Raw genomic sequence first — 19,674 nt, 5'->3', positions numbered from 1 at the left:
AGGCTTGTGACAAACAGTGCACCCTCCCCGCAAGCCCAGAGCGAAATCGAGTCCTATCCGCGCCAGCGTGCTCGCACCCGTGGATTCCAACTTGGTCGTCCTCGCAATTTCCACATCACCCAGTCGCGCGTGCTGTTCATTCGCAGCGCGTCGGGATCAGACGCCGCAGGATCGCTATGGAGCGTTGAACTTGGGCAGAAACTCAGTGAGCGATGCATTGTCGATGTTCGTCTTGACCTGCCCTTTGACAGCGAGGCCGATCTTCCCGAGGCCGAGCGCACCCGACGTGAGCGGATGCGCGAAGTCACCGGGGGAATCACAGCGTTCAGCGTGAATGCGACGGGCACACACGCAGTCTTCCCGGTATCCGGTGTGCCGTATCTCGTTGACCTGAGCAGCGGAGAACTGACGACCTTGCCCTCACCCGGACCAGTCGTCGATCCACGCATCGATGGAGCGGGAAAATTCGCGGCCTACGTCCACGAGGGCTCGCTGTATGTCGTTGACCTTGCCAAGCTCGAAGCCGGTGCAACATGCGTCGCCGTATCCACCTCTCCCAACGAGACTTGGGGTCTGGCGGACTACATCGCCGCTGAAGAACTGTCTCGTTACCGTGGGCATTGGTGGTTGAACGAGCAGCCAGGGACTTTGCTGGTTGAACGAGCCGATGACTCTGCCGTTCTGGAATGGTGGATCTCAGATCCCGCGCATCCAACGCAAGCCGCGCATGCCATGCGCTATCCGGCAGCCGGCACCACTAATGCGACCACCGAGTTGTGGTTGATCAGCCCATCGGGTGCATCGATACAGCTCAGTTGGGATGCAGACACCTACCCCTATCTCGCGTCAGTGAATCCGGGCAGTACTGGCACCATCGTTGAGCTGCTCAGTAGGGACCAACGCACGGTCAGCATCTGCCGCGTTGATCTCCAGACTCATGAGTTGATCGAGATTCAATCGCGCACGGACCCTGCGTGGATCGATGTGATGCCGGGTGTGCCGGCTATCAATGAATCCAACGAGCTGCTGGAGATCGTCGCCGACGACGCAACGGATACCTACCGACTGTGCAAGGCCGGCGCCTTCATCACTCCCGTGAGCTTGCAGCTGCGCGGGCTGGTCTCACACGACTCAGTTGGCGCGATCTTCAGCGCCTCGCCTGCCGCTGCCTGTCTTGCCATCTACCGCCTCACCTATGCCACCGGAGAGGTTGCTGCCCTCACAGACGAGCAGAAATGGTCAAGTGGGTCCTTCGAGGGATCCACAGCCGTCATAACTGAGGCTGATCCTCTTGCCGCGCGCACGGCCTTTCGTGTGACATATGGAGCCCTCACACATGAGGTGGGCAACTTCGCAGAGATTCCGAAGGTCGACCTGCATTTGGAATACGCCGAAGTAGGCCAGGACCGGCTTCAGGCGTGCATCCTTTGGCCCAAAGGTCACGTGACCGGCAGCGGCAAGCTGCCCGTGATCATGTCGCCGTACGGCGGTCCGCATGGACAGCGCGTCATGCGCAATGCGGCAGCGTTCACGACCGAACAGTGGATCGCTGATCAAGGCTTTGCTGTGATCGTTGCAGACGGACACGGCAGTCCAGGCCGCGGACCGAAGTGGGAGCGGGCGGTGCTCGATGACCTGGCCACGTACCCACTCGCAGATCAAGTGCAGGCCCTTGAAGCACTGGTAGCCGGTCATGAGGATCTCGACAGCACTCGCGTTGGTATTCGAGGCTGGTCCTTCGGCGGCTATCTGGCAGCACTCGCGGTGCTTGATCGACCAGATGTGTTCAAGGCAGCGGTCGCCGGTGCACCCGTGACCGATTGGAAGCTGTACGACACCGCGTACACCGAGCGCTATCTCGGGCATCCAGACACCAACCCCGGTGCGTATGACCGCACGTCACTGCTGCTGCGAGCTCATCAGCTGACTCGCCCACTGCTGATGCTGCATGGGCTTGCAGATGACAACGTGCATGTAGCCCACACCTTGCAACTCTCAAGCGCCCTGCTGGCTGCCGGCAGGCCACACGCTGTGGTGCCGCTCACGGGAGTCACACATATGACCCCGCAAGAGATTGTTGCCGAGAATCTTCTTCGGCTGGAGATCGACTTCTTCCGCGAGCACCTCACGGCATAACACCGTGGAGTCTTGGGCTCCAGCACGATACGGAGATCCGTGCCAGCAATGTGGGTTCGACTGGTCGATCACATCTGAAGAGGCGATGGGCCTTGTCGCAGATTCTCCGAGACGATTCAGCACAGCAGCAGAGTTGTGTCAGGAATCCGTCAACGCAGCACTGACCGGGCATGTCGTGCTGAACCACGCCACCGTGGGTCGGATGACTACGGCCGACGTCATTCGAGCGGCATCACACGACGCCCACCATCACATGTGGGATGTGGAACGCATCGTGGAGTACTCGAAGGCTTAGCCCTTGGGCTTGCGACCAGCCTTAGAGCGATCAGCCTGGGTCAGCAGCACCTTGCGAATGCGCACGTTGGCAGGGGTGATCTCTACGCACTCATCTTCACGGCAGAACTCAAGTGCCTGTTCAAGTGACAAGGCCTTGTGCGGAATCAGCGGCACCAGGACATCGCTTGACGACTGACGCATGTTCGTCAGCTTCTTCTCCTTGGTCGGATTCACATCCATGTCCTCAGAGCGGGAGTTCTCGCCGACGACCATGCCTTCATAGACCTCCGTACCTGGTCCGACAAACAGCGTGCCGCGCTCCTGCAGGTTGGCAAGCGCGAAGCCCGTGGTGGGACCACTGCGGTCAGCCACAAGTGAGCCGGTTGGTCGCGTCCGCAACTCACCGTGCCATGGCTCGTAGCGATCAAAGATGTGGTGGAGCAAGCCAGTGCCACGAGTCTCGGTGAGGAACTCGGTACGGAAGCCAATGAGGCCTCGTGCAGGCACGATGTAGTCCATGCGGACCCAGCCGGTTCCGTGATTGACCATCTGCTCCATGCGGCCCTTGCGCAAAGCCATCAGCTGTGTGACAACACCGAGATAGTCCTCAGGAATGTCGATGCTGAGCTTCTCCATTGGTTCGTTGATCTTGCCGTCGATGATCTTGGTGACGACCTGTGGCTTTCCCACGGTCAGTTCGAAGTCCTCGCGACGCATCATTTCCACGAGGATCGCCAACTGCAGCTCGCCACGGCCCTGGATCTCCCAGGTGTCGGGGCGCTCAGTGGCCTGCATGCGAATGGACACGTTGCCGACCAGTTCGGCTTCGAGGCGCTGCTTGACCATGCTGGCAGTGAGCTTCTTGCCGCTCTTGCCCGAAAGCGGAGCGGTATTGATGCCGATCGTCATCGAAATCGATGGCTCGTCAACAGTGATCACCGGAAGGGCAACGGGGTTCTCTGGGTCGGCCAGAGTCTCACCAATGGTGATCTCAGGAATGCCAGCTACGGCGATGATGTCGCCTGGTCCGGCGCTGTCGACTGGAACCCGCGTGAGGTTCTTGGTCATCAGTAGTTCGACAACCTTGGCGCGCTCAGTGGTGCCATCGGTCTTCATCCAAGCGACCTGCTGGCCCTTCTTGATGTAGCCCTGATGCACCCGGCACAAGGCCAGGCGGCCGAGGTAGGGAGAAGCGTCAAGGTTGGTCACATGAGCTTGCAGCGGCTTCTCCGGGTCGTACTTAGGAGCCGGAACGGTGGCCAGGAGCTGCTTGAACAGCGGCTCAAGGTTTTCTTCCTCTGGCATGCCGCCATCTTCTGGACGAGTAAGCGAGGCGCGTCCAGCCTTGGCGCTGGTGTAGATGATGGGGAAGTCGATCTGCTCTTCGGTAGCGTCAAGATCGAGGAAGAGCTCATAGGCCTCGTCCACAACTGCGCCAATGCGCGCGTCAGGGCGATCGACCTTGTTGATGACCAGCACGACTGGCAGTCGCTTCTCAAGCGCCTTGCGCAGCACAAAGCGGGTCTGAGGCAGCGGTCCTTCGGACGCGTCCACAAGCAGCACGACACCGTCGACCATTTCCAAACCACGCTCGACCTCGCCGCCGAAGTCCGCGTGACCGGGGGTGTCGATGATGTTGAAGGTGACACCGCCCTCAGGGGCGCCGTCTCCGGTGTAGTGAACCGAGGTGTTCTTCGCGAGGATCGTGATGCCCTTTTCGCGCTCAAGGTCCATCGAGTCCATGACTCGGTCGTTGACATCCTGGTTTTCGCGGAAGGCACCGGACTGCCACAGCATCGCATCCACAAGGGTGGTCTTGCCGTGGTCGACGTGGGCGATGATGGCGACGTTACGAAGATCTTCTCTGCTCTGCACCCAGAGACCTTACGGGTATGCAGCGCTGAGCGACGAATCCACGAGCTCGCCCCTCAACGAATCGCTACTTGCCTTGCTTCAGTTTGGTCAGCACCTCAAGGGCATTGGGCCCGATCCCGTGAAGTTCGGCAATCTCCCCCAAGTCGGCCTTGCGCAATTCCTTCATGCCATGAATCCCCGCGCTAGCCAGTGCCCGTCGGGCTGGCGCACCCAAGCCCTGCTCAAGCCAGAAATCAGCCGGGGCTGTGAACGTCATGGCGAGCTTGACCTCGATGAGCTGCTTCACCAGCCTTTTAGGGATCGCCTTGTTGAGCGGGAAATGCAGGGATCCCGGGGTTCCCTCATATTTGGCTGCCTCCGGCACCTGCTCGATGACAGACCCGCTGTGCGGGTAGTACGAGACGAAGGCCTTGTAGCCAGCCATGCCGGCAATGACCTTGCCCTTCACGCGAAAGGCAGGCATCGAGTACGACATCCCCTGCTCAGCATCGGGCAGGTATTGCAGGATCACATCTCGCAGCGCATTGAGTGCTTTCTGCTGCGGCGCGTCGAACGCCTCGATGTATGCATCGACTTCAGCGACAGTCATCGTGCTCCTACTGCAAGTACTTCACGAGGTCGCGGAACCCCTGCACCAGGGCGTCGACACTCACCTTGTGAGCGTTGACGAAGTCGCGAGAATACGCATTGCGAGCAAGCATGAGATCTCCTAGAGCCCGCGTTCCTGCCGGTAGACAGCCACGACTGCATTGGCATGCCCGTGGCCCATGCCGAACTCCCTCTTGAGCCAGTTCACTTGATCCATGTGCTTGTGATCCTTTACTGAGTCCAACTGTGTCATCCAGTAGTCGATCGGCTGTCCGTACTTCTTCTCAATCGACGGGAAGTAGGACTTGGGCCCCTGCACCTTTTCAGCCACGGCGGAATTCTTGCGCACCTCACGGCACTAGCCAAGGATTCGGGCAGCATTTCCCTTCGCGTTCACGGCAGGCGCAGTATTGCCCGATAGCCTGACTTTCATCATGGCCGGCTATTCAGTTGCTCCGCTGGCGACGAAACTCGGCATCAAGTCAGGCTCCCGTGTTGCCGCGCTCCACGCCCCCGCGGATGTCACTTCACTCCTTGATCCGATTCCCGCTGGTGTACCACTGGCCAAGCAAATCTCAGCGTCAACAGATCTGGTGCTCGCCTTCTACGAACAGCGCGCGGCACTGGAGACAGAGATCCTCCGACTTCACAAGGCCGCGTTCCCCAACCGCGCCTTGTGGCTGGCCCGGCCCAAGAAAACCAGCGGACGACCGACGAGCATCACTGAGGACGTCATACGTGAAGTGGTGCTGCCAACGGGCCCGGTCGACGTGAAGACCTGCGCGATCGACGCCACCTGGTCGGCATTGAGATGTGTCATCCGCAAAGAACTCCGAATCGGGCCAGCATGATTGCTCGGTCCATAGCGCTGTTCGTGCTCGCAGCCATCACCGAGATTGGTGGCGCCTGGTTGATCTGGCAGGGAGTGCGGGAAGGCAAGGGCCTTATCTGGGTAGGCCTTGGTGTGGTGTCGCTTGGTTTCTACGGCTTCATGGCATCACTGCAACCAGATCCCAACTTCGGCCGGGTGCTCGCCGCCTATGGCGGTGTCTTCATTGCCGGGTCGCTGGCCTGGGCGATTGTCTTCGATCGCTTCACTCCCGATCGCTATGACTTGATTGGTGCTGCCATCTGCCTCGTCGGCGTCGGCGTCATCATGTACGGCCCACGCTAGTCCGGTTGGGAGCTCTCACATGAAATACCTGCATCCATCCAGGCTGCGATTGCTGCCGACCGGGTTGCCGACTTCACCAGGAGATAGTCCGTGTCATAGGTCGACACCGAGAACACACTGACCCCGGCAGCAGCCAATGGCAAGGTGAGCGCTGCCAGGATTCCGGTCAGCGCGAAGTCCAGATTGCCCAAGACCCGAAAGCCGATCCAAGGACCAACAACAGGCACATCGTCGCCAACCACAAGCGCCGGTGCCACAAGTGAGACTTCATCCGGAGTCGCTGCGAGATTCCAGAAGGTGGACTGCCCGATAGCAACCAACGAGTCGAACGGCACCGTCGCCAGTGAAGCGAACTTGTAGACAAACAGTTCGCCTGGAAGTTCAGCCAGTTCAGTCATGCTGGTCAAACGGCTGCACGAGATCCCACAGGGTTCCATAGCGATCGGAAAACACAATCACCTTCCCGTACTCCTCAATTCGAGGTTCGCCGATGAACTCGATCCCGCATTCGCGCATTCTGGCGAACTCAGCATCGAAGTCAGCAACGTGAAGGAAGAACTGCACGCGGCCTGCGCCTTGACGACCGATCATTGCCTGCTGCTCGGCATTCGAGGCCTGCGCCAGCAGCAAGCAGCTGCCACTGTCAGCGCTCGGAGCCACCCGCACCCAGCGCTTTGACGGACTGAGCGCAGAATCCTCAAGCAGGACAAAGCCAAGATCGTCGACGTAGTGACGTATGGCCGAGTCGTAGTCATCGACAAGGACAGTGACAGCGTGGAGGTGCATGCGAGATTTGATCCACAAATCCTATTTGCAACAGCAACCTCAAAATCTGTTGCATTCGCACAATTTGCCGCACCTCTTGGCACGCCCGCTGCTACCGTCCAAGCGGCCCCGCAAGCAGACAATTCAATGATCACAATGCTGGCGCGAGAGGTGGCTCATGATTCTGCCCACGAAAGTCAATCCCCAACGGCTTGCTGGGTCAGTCGCTGTCGTCACAGGCGGTGGGGGTGAAGGAGAGTTTCTCGGGCTCGGAGCAACCACTGCGATCCTGCTCGCCGCTCAGGGTGCGAAGGTCGGCATTTTGGACTTCTCCCCCGACCGCGCTCAACACACCTTCGACTTGATCAAGGAAGTCGGCGGCGAAGCGACTGTCCTTCAGGCAGATGTCACCGATCCAGAATCCTGTGTTGAAGCTGTTCGTCAGATCGTGGATACCTACGGTTCGCTCACAACACTCGTCAACAACGCCGCCATTGTCGGCAACGGCGGCCAAATCCTTGATGGTGATCTTGCTGCCTGGCGACAGGTGATTGAGGTCAACATGTTTGGCGTTGTGCACATGACTCGCGCGGCTCTTCCTGCATTGCAGGAGGCCGGTGGCGGATCCATCGTCAACATCTCATCGATTGCGGGCATCCGGGCCACGGGGTCTTCCGCATACGGGGCATCCAAAGGTGCCGTGCAGGCAATGACCCGTGACCTTGCCCTCATGCACGGACGCGAGGGCATCCGGGTCAACACCATCCTCCCTGGACACATCTACAGTCCAATGGGTTCAGGTGGTGGAGAGGATTTCCGTCAATTGCGTCGCCGCGCGGGAATGCTTGGCACTGAAGGAAACCCCTGGGACATCGCCTGGGCTGTCTCGTTCTTCGCATCTGACGAATCCCGTTGGATCACGGCTACTGAACTGGCGGTAGATGCGGGAACCACTCAGACCATCGCAATGACGATGCACCGGTACACGACTGACCCGAACGACTAGGACTCAGACGTTGAAGCGGAACTCCACCACGTCGCCGTCGACCATGACGTAGTCCTTGCCTTCCATCCGCACTTTGCCCTTGGCCTTTGCCTCAGCCATCGACCCAGTTGCAACGAGGTCTTCAAAGGAGACGATCTCAGCCTTGATGAATCCCTTTTGGAAGTCGGTGTGAATCACGCCTGCTGCTTCCGGTGCCGTTGCACCCTTGGGGATCGTCCAGGCACGTGACTCCTTGGGCCCCGCAGTCAGATAGGTCTGCAGTCCTAGTGTTGCGAAGCCAACGCGCGCAAGCGCATTGAGACCGGACTCTTCCTGCCCAACCGAGCTGAGCAGTTCCATCGCCTCATCGTCTTCGAGCTCACTGAGTTCGGCTTCCAACTTGGCGTCAAGGAACACGGCTTCTGCCGGCGCCACAAGGCGTCGCATCCGCTCCTTGAACTCTTCGTCACCCAGTTCGTCTTCATCAACATTGATGACATAGACGAAAGGCTTGGCAGTCATGAGGAACAGCTCGCGCAAGGGCTCTACGTCAACCTTGGACTGAAACAGCGTGCTGCCTTCGTCAAGGATGACCATCGCTTCTTCAGCGGCCTGCACAATCACACTGCGCGATTTGTCGGTGCGAGCTTCCTTCTGAAGACGAGGGATTGCCTTCTCCAGAGTCTGCATGTCGGCCAGGATCAGCTCAGTGTTGATGGTGGCCATGTCCTCTTCGGGTGACACCCGACCCTCAACGTGGACAACGTCCTCGTCGATGAATGCTCGCAGCACCTGGCAGATGGCATCTGACTCACGGATGTTCGCCAAGAACTTGTTGCCAAGGCCTGCACCCTCACTCGCACCCTTCACGATGCCGGCGATGTCGACAAAGGTCACGGTGGCGGGCAGGATCTTTTCGGAGCCGAAAATGCCCGCGAGCACCTCCAAGCGTGGATCGGGAACCCCCACCACTCCAGTGTTGGGCTCAATCGTTGCGAACGGGTAGTTCGCCGCGAGCACGTCGTTCTTGGTCAGGGCATTAAAGAGCGTTGACTTGCCGACATTGGGCAGTCCGACGATTCCGATGGTGAGGGCCACGGCGGGTCATCCTGTCAGACCGCCGAAATGTCAGATGGGCGTGCCATGGTCCGGCCATGGCGACAAGCGATCTTCCCCTCGTATCGGTCCTGTTCCTCCTGGCAATCGGCGCCTTCGTCGGCGCTGCGATCACCGCGGCGTTGATGCGGCAGCGCGCTCAGCACCAGCTCAATCAGGAAGCTGGCGTCAATCAAGCCCTGTCACCTGTCACTGAATCTCTGCAGGCGCTGGCTGCTCAAGTTGAGCGGCACGAGCGCATGAACGTGCAGGCGCAGACTGAACTTCGCACCACCTTGACCACTACCTGGGAGAGCCAGGTGCAGGTCCTGCAGCGCTCTACTGACGATGTCCGCCGGGAGGCCTCGCGATTGGCCGAGGTACTCAGCCGTTCCGGCGCACGCGGTCGATGGGGTGAAATGCAATTGCGTCGCCTGGTCGAGTCATCCGGACTACTGAATCGCGTCGACTTCGTCGAGCAAGCCAGCTTCGGTTCCGCGGACACTGTGGGCCGTCCAGACATGATCATCCAATTGGCAGGTGGCCGCTGCGTGGTCATTGATGCCAAGGTGCCGCTGGCGGCCTTTCTTGAAGCCGAGCAGGCGGTCGATGAGGCCACGGTGCAGTTGCGACTGCAGCAGCATGCCGATGCGCTCGTTCGCCATGTGGACTCGCTGAAGTCTCGCGACTACCAACGCCTCGTACCGAGCACTGCTGAGTTTGTGGTGATGTTTCTACCCTCCGAGGCATTGCTCGAAACCGCACTGCAGGCACGGCCTGACTTACTCGACTACGCCTTCGAGCGCTCGGTCGTACCGGCAACTCCCACCACCTTGTTCGCGCTTCTGCGCACCGTCTCCTTGACTTGGCGGCAAGAGAGCCTGGCCGAGCACGCCGAGGAGATCCGCGTGCTCGGTGTCGAATTGCACCATCGCCTGGCCACCATGGCGGCGCACTTCGCTCGAGTCGGCACCTCCTTGGACGCGGCCGTTGGCCATTACAACAAGGCCGTTGGCTCCTTTGAGTCCCGAGTTCTTGTGACTGCTCGACAGTTCAGTGATCTCGGCACGAGCGACACCCCACTGGTACCGCCGACGATGCTGCACACCACAACGCGACCACTGAGCGCACCTGAACTGAATATGGACGTCGGTTGAGTACCGTAAGAACCGTGACAGGCAGCCCTGGGTTCAACGATCCAGCCCAGGACGATGACTTCCGGGCTCTGTTTCGCCCGGCCGAGGCTGCATCCGAGCCCACCCCCCCGCTTGAGCCCACTCCTGAGCCCGAAGCTCCAAGGCTGCCGGCAACGAGCAGCGGCACCGGACGCTTGTTTCGCAGCAGAGGCGCAGCTGCCGATTCCGACACCTTGGTCGCCCTGAGTGCGTCTGAGGCCGCCCAACTGCGCACCATGACCCTGCAGTCCGAGTCGCCGGTCGCTGTTGCCGCTGAAGCTGATCCGATTGCACCAAGGGCTGCGCCGGTCATCGTCGCATCTCCAGGCCAGATACCAGAGGAGCTGGCTGAAATGGCTCAACGCCAACGCCAAGAACCAGGGCTGACTCCTTCTGCTGTCTATGTCATCGTCATCGGAGCAACCCTGATCGCTGGCCTGATTGATTCCATAGTCAGTGGCGCAGGTCTGGGCTGGATCACCGGTGTTGGGTTCTTGCTGAGTTCGATCTACTGCGCAGTGCGCGTTCGCGCAAGTGAAGTCACTGTGAGTGTGATCGCCCCACCAATTGCCTTCGGTATCGCAGCGATCACTGTCGGGCAACTCGGTCAGAGTCGCGCGGGCGGCGCGGTTCTTGCCTGGGTCAATAACAGCTTCTTCACCTTGGCCGACAACTGGTTCTGGGTAATCGGCACTACCTTGGTTTGCCTGGCTATTGCTGTCGTTCGTTCACGTCGTTAAGACTGAACAGCCTTCATGTCGCGGCGCAGCTCTGGCGGCAGCGCGAACACCAGCTTCTCGACCGTGGTGGTCACTTCCTCGACATCGTTGAACCCGCGCTCAGCGAGCCAACTCAGCACATCGCGCACCAAGATCTCGGGCACTGACGCTCCACTGGTCAAGCCCACAACAGCTACATCGTTGAACCACTCGGGCAGAAGCTCATGAGCCCCATCAACGCGGTACGACGCGTTCGCACCTGCCTCGAGAGCAACTTCAACCAAGCGCACGGAATTCGATGAGTTACCCGAACCAACCACGATGACAACATCGCAGTCCGGCGATATCGCTTTCACTGCGGCTTGGCGGTTCTGCGTCGCATAACAGATGTCGTCGCTGGGCGGACTCTCCAAACCGGGAAAACGCGATTGCAGAACTCCAACAGTCTCGAGAGTCTCGTCAACTGACAGAGTCGTCTGCGAAAGCCAGATCAATTTGTCTGGCTTGGATACTTCAATACTGGCCGCAGCAGCAGGGTCCTGGACCAGCGTGATCACCTCGGGCGCTTCGCCCGTTGTGCCGACAACCTCTTCATGACCTTCATGACCGATCAAGAGAATCTCGTATCCTTCGGCAGCAAAGCGGCGTGCCTCGGCATGAACCTTGGTGACCAAGGGACAGGTCGCATCGATTGCCTTCAAACCGCGTTCTGCTGCATCCACGTGCACCGTGGGGGCAACCCCGTGCGCGGAGAACACCACTGTGCCACCCTCAGGCACCTCATCGAGTTCTTCAACAAAAATGGCGCCGCGATCACGCAGAGACTGGACGACGTATTGGTTGTGCACGATCTCTTTACGGACATAGACCGGCGCACCATAGGTGTGCAGCGCATTTTCGACCGTGGTCACTGCGCGGTCTACGCCTGCGCAATAGCCTCGCGGCGCAGCCAGCAGGACCCGCTTTTGGCTTGACATGCTCCCATCGTAGGTGTGTCCGCTGCTGGGTACACATTCGCTGCTGATGGGCGCATACGCTGCGGCAATGGCCTTCGAATCCTCCCCAGAGCAGCCAGCTCCGGTCCGGACAGTCTCGCGGATGGTTGGCGAGTGGATAGGTCGACTCGGCGGCGTGTGGATTGATGGCCAGATCGCCGAGCTGCGCCCTCGACCCGGAGCACGCAACATCTACTTGGTTCTGCGCGATCCAGACGTTGATATGTCACTTACGGTCGTGGCTGACGCCGCGCTGATTGGCGGGGTTACTCCGCCTCTGGAACAAGGCCAGCGAATCCTGGTCCACGCCAAACCGGAGTACTGGACAGGGCGAGGCAGTCTGCAGTTCCGCGCCAAAGAGATCCGCCCTGTCGGCCTTGGCACTCTGCTTGAACAACTCGAACGTCTGCGCGCACTCCTTGCGGCCGAAGGCGTCTTCTCCCCTGAGCGCAAGAAGCCCTTGCCTTTCCTGCCCCGTCGTATCGGCCTGGTGTGTGGGCGCAACAGCGCAGCCATGCATGACGTGCTGGTCAATGTTGCGGATCGCTGGCCAGGCATCCCCTTTGAAGTGCGCGAGGTAGCGGTGCAAGGAGCGCAGGCGGTCGCTGCAGTCACCGAGGCGGTGCAAGACCTTGACGCCATCGCAGACGTCGATGTGATCGTCATTGCTCGCGGAGGCGGCAGTGTTGAAGATCTCCTGCCCTTCAGCAATGAGTCGCTGGTACGCGCAGTTGCTGCCTGTATCACTCCGGTGGTCTCTGCGATTGGCCACGAACAGGACGCACCTCTGCTGGATCTGGTCGCCGACTTCCGCGCCTCTACTCCAACCGACGCCGCCAAGCGCATCGTGCCGTCATGGCAGGAGCAATTTGGAATCGTCAGCGCTTTGCAGGCGCGGTCTTCGTCGGTTCTGCGCACTCGACTCGACCGCGAGAGTTCGCTCGCTGAAGACCTGCTGCGTCGCGTCCGTACGCGAGTGGCCAATCAGATCGAAAGCGCCGGTCGAGATGTGGAGCATCTTGCGGCCCGCGTTCGCGCGCTTTCACCTGCAGCAACCCTGGATCGCGGTTATGCGATTGTCACCAGTGCCAGGATCGAGATCATTCGAGATGCAAACGAAGTGACAGCCGGCCAGGAACTCCGCATACGAGTGGCAAAGGGCAGTTTCAATGTCGAGGTACGTCAGACCCCAGCGGAGGAATCATGAGTAAGCCAGCCGACGTCTCCACTCTCTCCTTTGAGCAGGCGCGCGATGAACTCGCTGAAGTAGTGCAGGCACTCGAAGCTGGTGGACACACTCTTGAGGCGTCACTGGCCCTTTGGGAACGAGGAGAACTCCTTGCGGCTCATTGCCAGAAGTGGCTGAGCACGGCTCGCGAGCAACTCGAAGGCGCTAGCGAGTCTCAGCAGGAGTAGCGAGCGAATCAGCAACGGCGATCAGCTCAGCCATTGGGGCCGTGCCTGTCACCGCAGTGGTCACGCCATCGCTGGTGCGCACGAGTGCGGCCTTGCCTGAGCCGGCATAGGCGTTCCACTCGTCACCATCAATGAGTTTCGTGCCAGCCCTTGTCGTGCCACCCAGTTGATCGCTGACGAAGTCAAGCTCTTTGCTTGCTGACTGCTCCACCTGCACGTAGTTGGTCTCAGGTGTGACGTAACCCAGATGCCAAACACCCGGCTCGGTGGTCTCCCAGCGAGCACTGGTCAGGCGATAGCCGTCTTGGCCTTCAGGCACCAGAATCGGATAGTCAGCACTGATGTTGGCCAAGGTCAGGGGATCGATGATCGACACCTCTCGAACCGGATCCGGCGAAGCCCGGTGAGTGAGGATCAAGATCACTGCTACAGCGGCCAGCACCACAACTATGGAACGAACCATGTCTCCAACGGTCTGCAACATCCGAGCATTCGGACGCCCAGTCGGAGTTGGCGTGGTCGTCGTCACCTACTCATGATGACCTATTCATGTGTGCGTTGATCACCAGGGCCGCTCGCTCATTAGGCTCCGTGCAGGAGGCGCAGCCATGACGACGGCAAGCAGACAAGAAGTACCCGACCGCAACCTCGCACTCGAGCTCGTACGGGTGACCGAGGCCGCAGCCATGGCAGCGGCCCGCTGGGTGGGACGCGGAGACAAGAACGGCGCTGACGGCGCTGCCGTCAACGCCATGCGAGCCCTGATTGGCAGCGTCGCCATGAACGGTGTCGTGGTCATTGGCGAGGGCGAGAAGGACGACGCCCCCATGCTTTTCAACGGCGAGCGTGTAGGCGATGGTCACGGAGCCGAGGCAGACGTCGCGGTGGATCCGATCGATGGCACCACCTTGGCGGCCAATGGCATGCCCAATGCCATATCGGTCATCGCGGTGGCTGAGCGCGGCGCCATGTATGACCCAAGCGCGGTCTTCTATATGGACAAGCTGGTCGTGGGACCAGAAGGTGCCGGAATCATCGACATCGGCGCCCCCATCGCCTGGAACCTTGGGCAACTGGCTCGCGCGAAGGGAGAGCAGGTCGCCGATCTCACGGTCTGCATCCTGGATCGTCCGCGTCACAAGCAGTTGATAGCCGACGTCCGCGATGCAGGTGCCCGCATCAAGTTCATCTCCGACGGTGACGTCGCTGGTGCCATCATGGCCGCGCGTGCAGGCACTGGGGTCGACATGCTTGCCGGTATCGGTGGCACTCCCGAAGGCATCATCACTGCATGCGCCATTGTCTGCATGGGGGGCGAGATTCAGGCCAAGCTCTGGCCACTTGATGACGACGAGCGACGCAAGGCGCTGGATGCCGGACACGATCTCAACCGCGTGCTGCGCACCGATGACCTCGTCACCGGCGAGAACATCTTCTTCTGCGCCACCGGTATCACCGATGGCGAACTGCTTCGCGGAGTCCGCTATCTGCCTGCCGGTCCATCAACGCATTCGATCGTAATGCGCGGAAAGAGCGGCACCATTCGTGAAGTCAAGAGCGAGCACAGTCTGGCCAAGCTCAGCCAGTACTCGGCAGTGGACTTTGAAAGTCCCGGTACTGGCCAGCCTGACCTCGACTGACGGTGTCAGGGGTCACTCTGCATTCCTGATGACCCAGAGCAGTACCGCGTCTACGCTGCAAGCATGGCTGAATTTCACTACCAGGAACTGCTTCCACTCGGCGAGGACCACACCCCCTATCGACTTGTCACGACCGAGGGAGTGAGCACGACGACCGTCGCTGGACGCACAATCCTGCAAGTCGAGCCCTCAGCCCTGCGATTGCTTGCCTACGAGGCCCTGCGCGATATCTCGCACCTCTTGCGCCCCGGGCATCTGGCGCAACTGGCGACCATTTTGGACGATCCCGAGGCAAGCCCAAATGATCGCTTCGTCGCACTGGACCTACTGAAGAACGCCAACATCTCGGCTGGCGGAGTACTGCCCATGTGTCAGGACACCGGCACCGCAATCGTCAGTGCCAAGAAAGGCCAGCACGTATGGACCACTGGCCAGGACGAGGAGCACCTGGCCCACGGCATCTTCGACGCCTACGAGAAGTTGAACCTGCGCTACTCGCAGATGGCGCCCCTGAACATGTGGGAAGAGCGCAACACCGGCACAAACCTGCCGGCGCAGATCGAGATCTATGCCAACACGCATGCCGGTCACGAAGCCGAGTACGAGTTCCTCTTCATGGCCAAGGGTGGCGGCAGCGCGAACAAGAGCTACCTCTACCAGCAGACCGCGGCGCTGTTGAATCCCTCATCGTTCCGCGCATTTCTTGATGAGAGCCTGCGCAGCCTGGGTACGGCTGCCTGCCCGCCGTACCACTTGGCCGTTGTCGTCGGCGGAACCAGCGCGGAGTACGCGCTGAAGACCGCGAAGTACGCCAGTGCTCGCTACCTCGATGGTCTACCAGTGCACGGATCCCCCGACGGCCACGGCTTCCGTGACTTGGAGATGGAACAGGAGATCTGGAAGCAGACACAGGAGTTCGGCATTGGCGCCCAATTTGGCGGCAAGTACTTCTGTCATGACGTGCGAGTCATTCGCCTGCCACGGCACGGTGCTTCACTTCCAGTCGCCATCGCAGTCTCCTGTTCAGCTGACCGCCAGGCCAAGGCCAAGATCACCGCCGAGGGCGTCTTCCTTGAACAACTCGAGCGCGAGCCTGCCAAGTACCTGCCGGAGGTGACCGATGAGCATCTCGACGACGACGTCGTCGCCATCGACCTCAGCCAGCCGATGTCCGACATTCGCGAGCAGCTGTCAAAGCTCCCAGTAAAAACTCGGGTATCCCTGACGGGGTCCCTCATCGTGGCTCGTGACTTGGCGCACGCACGCATCAAGGCAATGCTGGATCGAGGCGAGCCGATGCCGGAGTACTTCCGCAATCACGCGGTCTACTACGCGGGGCCAGCCAAGACCCCTGAGGGCTACGCCTCAGGCTCTTTCGGTCCCACCACTGCTGGCCGGATGGACAGCTATGTCGACCAGTTCCAAAAGGCCGGAGGCTCGCTGGTCATGCTGGCCAAGGGCAACCGCAGCCAAGCTGTCACCAACGCCTGCCAGGCCAATGGCGGCTTCTACCTCGGATCAATCGGTGGACCAGCGGCAAGGCTTGCTCAGGACAACATCACCAAGGTTGAGGTGCTGGACTTTCCTGAGTTGGGAATGGAAGCGGTCTGGAAGATCGAGATTGTGGACTTCCCGGCCTTCGTCGTTGTCGATGACAAGGGCAACGATTTCTTTGCCGAGACGATGAAACCATTGATCAGCCGGATTCCGGTTGGAGCTCCGAAGTAACTGGAGCGCAGAAGTAGGAGTAACTAGCAGCCCGCTCCGCGCCAGTGCCCGGCACCGGCGCCATTGCGCCAGATAGTCCAGAAAGCGCGGTCCTGCCAGTAGCGGTTCCAACTTTGGGTGGGTGCCTTGCGTAGCTCTGGCACCAAGGCCGCCGGCTCGTCACCCAGTTCCTTTTGAACTTCCGCCTGCATCATCCAAGTTGCGCCAACAGCCAGCGCCCGATTCATTTGATAGGCCCCGCGGTAGGTGCCGCCGGAACTGACTGACTCGTAATTGCCACCGGTCTCACGCTTGACGATGCATCGGCGCCTGTCCTCATCCTTGGCGTTGAACCACTTGCCGCGGTAAAGACTGTCCTGCACACCGTGCATGTCGGTCGCTTTCGCATCGCCCTTTGCGTAGGTGATCTCGAGGGCACGCTGACTGGCTTCATCAATTACCGGTGCCGGCGCTGGGGCTGCGCTGCTTGGTGCTGCGCTTGGAGTCGGCGTTGCTGCAACAGTGGCAACCGGAGCAGGAACCGGTGCTTGCGTTGGTACAGCAACAGTCGGCTTTGCGGCCTCGCCGTGCAGGACGGGCGGCGGATCGCCCGCAGCAAATACCGGGCTGGCAACAACAGCAGACAAAGCGACGGCGAATACAACAAGGCTGACCTTGCGCACGCACATCACCTCCTCCGCAGTCGGATACCTCACAATACGGTGCCTTGTGTTGCCCGATCTGTCACCCACACTCGACGTGGTGCTTCTCACGTCCAACCTGTGGATAACTCAATGCCTCATGAAATACCGGGCGAGTCGCGCATGGCAAACACTCTCAGGTGGCGGGCATCACATGTCTATCCACAGGGTGTCCACCACCCTCAAGTTCGACTTTAGAGAATTCCGTCGTCAATCAGTCGTGTCGCCAGAGCCGCAATCGGACTGCGCTCTGACTTGGTCAAGGTGACGTGCGCAAATAGGGACTCGCCCTTGAGTCGTTCAACAACAGCAGCGATGCCATCGTGCCGACCCACTCGCAAGTTGTCGCGCTGAGCCACGTCGTGTGTCAGGAAGACCCGGCTGTTCTTGCCCAGACGCGAGATCGCCGTGAGGATGGTGGAGCGCTCAAGGTTCTGCGCTTCGTCCAAGATGACAATCGTGTCGGTCAGTGTGCGGCCACGCACGTAGGTAAGCGGCAGCACTTCCAGAATTCCGCGATCCGTGATCTCGTCGATGATGTTCTCGCTGGCAATTGCATCGAGAGCATCCTTTGTGGCGGCAGAGAACGGGGACATTTTTTCGGCCTCCGTGCCGGGCAGGAATCCGATCTCCTGACCACCGACAGCGAACACCGGGCGGAAGACCACGATCCTCTTGGCTTCCCGGCGCTCCAACACCAGTTCCAATGCAGCCGCCAATGCCAGCACAGACTTGCCGGTACCCGCCGCGCCGCCAAGCGAGACCACGCCGATCTCAGGATCGAGCAGATGCGACAGCGCAATGCGCTGCTCGGCTGATCGGCCATGAATCCCGAAGGCCTCCAGGTCGCCACGGACCTGCTCCAGGCGCTTGTCGACTGTGACTCGGGCTAAGCCTGAAGAGGTCGGTGAGACCAGGACTACGCCGGTGTTGACAGGCAGGTCGTGATCGAACAGCTCGATGCTGCCGTGCTGGTACAGATCATCGACATCCTCACGATTGGCCTCGATCTCGACCAAGCCGGTGTAGCCCGAATCCTGGACCTGCTCATTTCGGTACTCCTCCGCGGGAATCCCAAGGGCGCCATGGGCAAGCAGGCGCATCGGGAGGTCCTTGGACACGACCACCACATGGTGACCATCACGGCGGAGGCCTTCGGCTACCGACAGGATGCGCGTGTCATTGCTGCGCTCGGCGCGGATTGCATCAGGCAGGTGTGAAGTATCAACGTGATTGATCTCAATGCGCACTGTTCCGCCGTGCGAATTGACGACAATTCCCTTGCGCAGATCCGCGCCAGGCTCTTTGCGCAGTGCCTCAAGGGCTCGCAGCACTGTGCGGGCGTTATAGCCCAGGACCGGGTCGTGCCGTTTGTCTTCAAGTTCCTTGATCACCACGAGTGGAAGGACGACCGCATGCTCCGCAAATGACCGCAGCGCGGTCGGATCAGAGAGCAGGACAGAAGTGTCCAGAACGTAGGTGCGGGAGTCAGCGTTCACATCTGAGCGAGAAGACACGGGCACGAAGGCCTCCATAACGGGCCACCACCGTGGCCCGGCGCGGTAACACGTCCGCGGTTGCGAACGCGTGCCTACGACGCTAGAACTGATGAGTCTGGATCAGGAGACGCCACGCCGTTCGCTAGGTTTCGGCGAGGTAAACGTCAGGCGCCGAAGCGCCGATGCCGATCACCGTAGGCACGAAGCGCACGCAAGAAGTCCACGTGTCTGAAGTCTGGCCAGTAGGCCTCGCAGAAATAGAACTCCGAGTGGGCGCTTTGCCAAAGCAGGAATCCCGAGAGCCGTTGCTCGCCAGAGGTTCTGATCACAAGGTCCGGATCCGGCTGACCCTTGGTGTAAAGATGCTCGGCAATGTGCTCGACATCAATGAACTGTGCCAACTCATCCAAGGAAGTTCCCTGCCCAGAGTGCTCTTGAAGCAGCGAGCGCACGGCATCAACAACCTCGCGACGACCGCCGTAGCCGACCGCAATGTTCACCATCGGACCGGAGGCATCGCACGTGGCCTCTTCGGCTTCTTTCAGAAGTCGGGCTGTGCTGTCAGGCAGCAAATCCAAAGCGCCCACTGGGTGCAGTCGCCATCTGGCCCGGGCCATCAGATCAGTGACGGTTTCTTCGATGATGCCCATCAACGCGGTGAGCTCACCAGCAGGTCGGTTCAAGTTGTCTGTTGACAGCAGCCAGAGGGTGATGAGCTCAACACCGGCGTCCTCGCACCAGCCCAGGAACTCCTCGATCTTGGCCGCTCCAGCTCGATGGCCAACTGAGGAGGACGAGCCCTGGGCTTCAGCCCAACGACGATTGCCGTCAAGGATCACGCCGACATGTCGAGGTACCTGATCGGCCTCTATCTGCGACCTGAGGTGCCGCTCATAGATGCCATAGACGATGTCTGATAACCCCACAG

General features: G+C 60.1%; 22 protein-coding genes. 11 read left to right on the top strand and 11 right to left on the bottom strand.

What is annotated here, in order from left to right; genetic code table 11:
• Nucleotides 1-6: 6 nt before the first annotated feature.
• Both Q8M73_01105 and Q8M73_01100 read left to right on the top strand, forming a co-directional pair.
• Nucleotides 7-2,136, top strand: coding sequence for a prolyl oligopeptidase family serine peptidase (locus tag Q8M73_01105; GenBank protein MDP2287150.1), 2,130 nt, complete (start codon nt 7-9; stop codon nt 2,134-2,136).
• 4 nt (nt 2,137-2,140) lie between these two features.
• Nucleotides 2,141-2,431, top strand: coding sequence for a hypothetical protein (locus Q8M73_01100; protein ID MDP2287149.1), 291 nt, complete (start codon nt 2,141-2,143; stop codon nt 2,429-2,431).
• On the opposite strand, the gene typA is transcribed toward Q8M73_01100, so the two are convergent.
• The 3 genes from typA to Q8M73_01085 form a co-directional block, all read right to left on the bottom strand.
• Nucleotides 2,428-4,287: a translational GTPase TypA gene (typA, locus tag Q8M73_01095; GenBank protein MDP2287148.1), complete on the bottom strand. Its 1,860-nt coding sequence runs from the start codon at nt 4,285-4,287 to the stop codon at nt 2,428-2,430. The genes Q8M73_01100 and typA overlap by 4 nt on opposite strands.
• A gap of 64 nt (nt 4,288-4,351) precedes the next feature.
• Nucleotides 4,352-4,876 (bottom strand): DUF1801 domain-containing protein, encoded by a 525-nt coding sequence (locus tag Q8M73_01090; GenBank protein MDP2287147.1) that lies wholly within the window; start codon nt 4,874-4,876, stop codon nt 4,352-4,354.
• A gap of 120 nt (nt 4,877-4,996) precedes the next feature.
• The gene (locus tag Q8M73_01085; GenBank protein MDP2287146.1) at nt 4,997-5,206 is read right to left on the bottom strand and encodes a DUF4287 domain-containing protein; all 210 of its coding nucleotides are present in this window, start codon (nt 5,204-5,206) and stop codon (nt 4,997-4,999) included.
• Between the two features lie 79 nt (nt 5,207-5,285).
• On the opposite strand from Q8M73_01085, the gene Q8M73_01080 reads away from it, so the two are divergent.
• The gene (locus Q8M73_01080) at nt 5,286-5,726 is read left to right on the top strand and encodes a DUF3052 domain-containing protein (GenBank protein MDP2287145.1); all 441 of its coding nucleotides are present in this window, start codon (nt 5,286-5,288) and stop codon (nt 5,724-5,726) included.
• Nucleotides 5,723-6,049 carry a YnfA family protein gene (locus tag Q8M73_01075; protein MDP2287144.1) on the top strand — a complete coding sequence of 109 codons (327 nt, stop codon included), beginning with the start codon at nt 5,723-5,725 and terminating at the stop codon, nt 6,047-6,049. The genes Q8M73_01080 and Q8M73_01075 overlap by 4 nt, the downstream gene beginning before the upstream one ends.
• Here the strand turns inward: Q8M73_01075 and Q8M73_01070 are convergent.
• On the bottom strand, nt 6,046-6,447 hold the full coding sequence (locus Q8M73_01070; GenBank protein ID MDP2287143.1) for an ACT domain-containing protein: 402 nt from the start codon (nt 6,445-6,447) through the stop codon (nt 6,046-6,048). The genes Q8M73_01075 and Q8M73_01070 overlap by 4 nt on opposite strands.
• Complete coding sequence (locus Q8M73_01065; protein MDP2287142.1) at nt 6,440-6,835, bottom strand: VOC family protein; 396 nt, start codon at nt 6,833-6,835, stop codon at nt 6,440-6,442. Before Q8M73_01065 ends, Q8M73_01070 begins: the two co-directional genes overlap by 8 nt.
• Nucleotides 6,836-6,992: 157 nt before the next feature.
• Between Q8M73_01065 and Q8M73_01060 the strand changes: the two genes are divergently transcribed.
• Nucleotides 6,993-7,820, top strand: coding sequence for an SDR family oxidoreductase (locus Q8M73_01060; GenBank protein MDP2287141.1), 828 nt, complete (start codon nt 6,993-6,995; stop codon nt 7,818-7,820).
• A gap of 3 nt (nt 7,821-7,823) precedes the next feature.
• Here the strand turns inward: Q8M73_01060 and ychF are convergent, their stop codons facing one another.
• Nucleotides 7,824-8,897 (bottom strand): redox-regulated ATPase YchF, encoded by a 1,074-nt coding sequence (gene ychF / locus Q8M73_01055; GenBank protein ID MDP2287140.1) that lies wholly within the window; start codon nt 8,895-8,897, stop codon nt 7,824-7,826.
• A gap of 56 nt (nt 8,898-8,953) precedes the next feature.
• Here ychF and Q8M73_01050 point away from each other — a divergent pair, with 56 nt between their 5' ends.
• On the top strand, nt 8,954-10,051 hold the full coding sequence (locus tag Q8M73_01050) for a DNA recombination protein RmuC (GenBank protein MDP2287139.1): 1,098 nt from the start codon (nt 8,954-8,956) through the stop codon (nt 10,049-10,051).
• A gap of 14 nt (nt 10,052-10,065) precedes the next feature.
• Complete coding sequence (locus Q8M73_01045) at nt 10,066-10,809, top strand: hypothetical protein (GenBank protein MDP2287138.1); 744 nt, start codon at nt 10,066-10,068, stop codon at nt 10,807-10,809.
• Here the strand turns inward: Q8M73_01045 and Q8M73_01040 are convergent.
• A complete protein-coding gene (locus Q8M73_01040) occupies nt 10,806-11,765 on the bottom strand; it encodes a 4-hydroxy-3-methylbut-2-enyl diphosphate reductase (GenBank protein ID MDP2287137.1) in 960 nt (319 codons plus the stop codon). The two genes, Q8M73_01045 and Q8M73_01040, sit on opposite strands and share 4 nt — an antisense overlap.
• A gap of 67 nt (nt 11,766-11,832) precedes the next feature.
• On the opposite strand from Q8M73_01040, the gene xseA reads away from it, so the two are divergent.
• Together xseA and Q8M73_01030 are read left to right on the top strand one after the other, a co-directional pair.
• Nucleotides 11,833-12,990, top strand: coding sequence for an exodeoxyribonuclease VII large subunit (xseA, locus tag Q8M73_01035; GenBank protein ID MDP2287136.1), 1,158 nt, complete (start codon nt 11,833-11,835; stop codon nt 12,988-12,990).
• Nucleotides 12,987-13,199, top strand: coding sequence for an exodeoxyribonuclease VII small subunit (locus Q8M73_01030; GenBank protein MDP2287135.1), 213 nt, complete (start codon nt 12,987-12,989; stop codon nt 13,197-13,199). The genes xseA and Q8M73_01030 overlap by 4 nt, the downstream gene beginning before the upstream one ends.
• On the opposite strand, the gene Q8M73_01025 is transcribed toward Q8M73_01030, so the two are convergent.
• A complete protein-coding gene (locus Q8M73_01025; protein ID MDP2287134.1) occupies nt 13,177-13,728 on the bottom strand; it encodes a DUF4245 domain-containing protein in 552 nt (183 codons plus the stop codon). The genes Q8M73_01030 and Q8M73_01025 overlap by 23 nt on opposite strands.
• 79 nt (nt 13,729-13,807) lie before the next feature.
• Between Q8M73_01025 and glpX the strand changes: the two genes are divergently transcribed.
• Both glpX and Q8M73_01015 read left to right on the top strand, forming a co-directional pair.
• Nucleotides 13,808-14,839, top strand: a complete 1,032-nt coding sequence (glpX, locus tag Q8M73_01020; protein ID MDP2287133.1) for a class II fructose-bisphosphatase — start codon at nt 13,808-13,810, stop codon at nt 14,837-14,839.
• Nucleotides 14,840-14,902: 63 nt separating this feature from the next.
• Nucleotides 14,903-16,567 carry a fumarate hydratase gene (locus Q8M73_01015; protein MDP2287132.1) on the top strand — a complete coding sequence of 555 codons (1,665 nt, stop codon included), beginning with the start codon at nt 14,903-14,905 and terminating at the stop codon, nt 16,565-16,567.
• A 23-nt stretch (nt 16,568-16,590) separates the two neighbouring features.
• On the opposite strand, the gene Q8M73_01010 is transcribed toward Q8M73_01015, so the two are convergent.
• The 3 genes from Q8M73_01010 to Q8M73_01000 all read right to left on the bottom strand — a co-directional run bounded on the left by Q8M73_01010 (nt 16,591) and on the right by Q8M73_01000 (nt 19,672).
• Nucleotides 16,591-17,229, bottom strand: coding sequence for a hypothetical protein (locus tag Q8M73_01010; GenBank protein MDP2287131.1), 639 nt, complete (start codon nt 17,227-17,229; stop codon nt 16,591-16,593).
• A gap of 212 nt (nt 17,230-17,441) precedes the next feature.
• Entirely contained in the window at nt 17,442-18,770 is a 1,329-nt protein-coding gene (locus Q8M73_01005; protein ID MDP2287130.1) for a PhoH family protein, read from the bottom strand.
• A 140-nt stretch (nt 18,771-18,910) separates the two neighbouring features.
• The gene (locus Q8M73_01000; GenBank protein MDP2287129.1) at nt 18,911-19,672 is read right to left on the bottom strand and encodes an isoprenyl transferase; all 762 of its coding nucleotides are present in this window, start codon (nt 19,670-19,672) and stop codon (nt 18,911-18,913) included.
• Between the last annotated feature and the right edge of the window lie 2 nt (nt 19,673-19,674).

This window comes from Actinomycetota bacterium (genome assembly GCA_030684515.1).
Lineage (GTDB): Bacteria > Actinomycetota > Actinomycetes > S36-B12 > S36-B12 > UBA11398.
The sequence above is the reverse complement of the archived record's forward strand: the minus strand, read 5'-3'. Positions and strand labels throughout refer to the sequence as shown.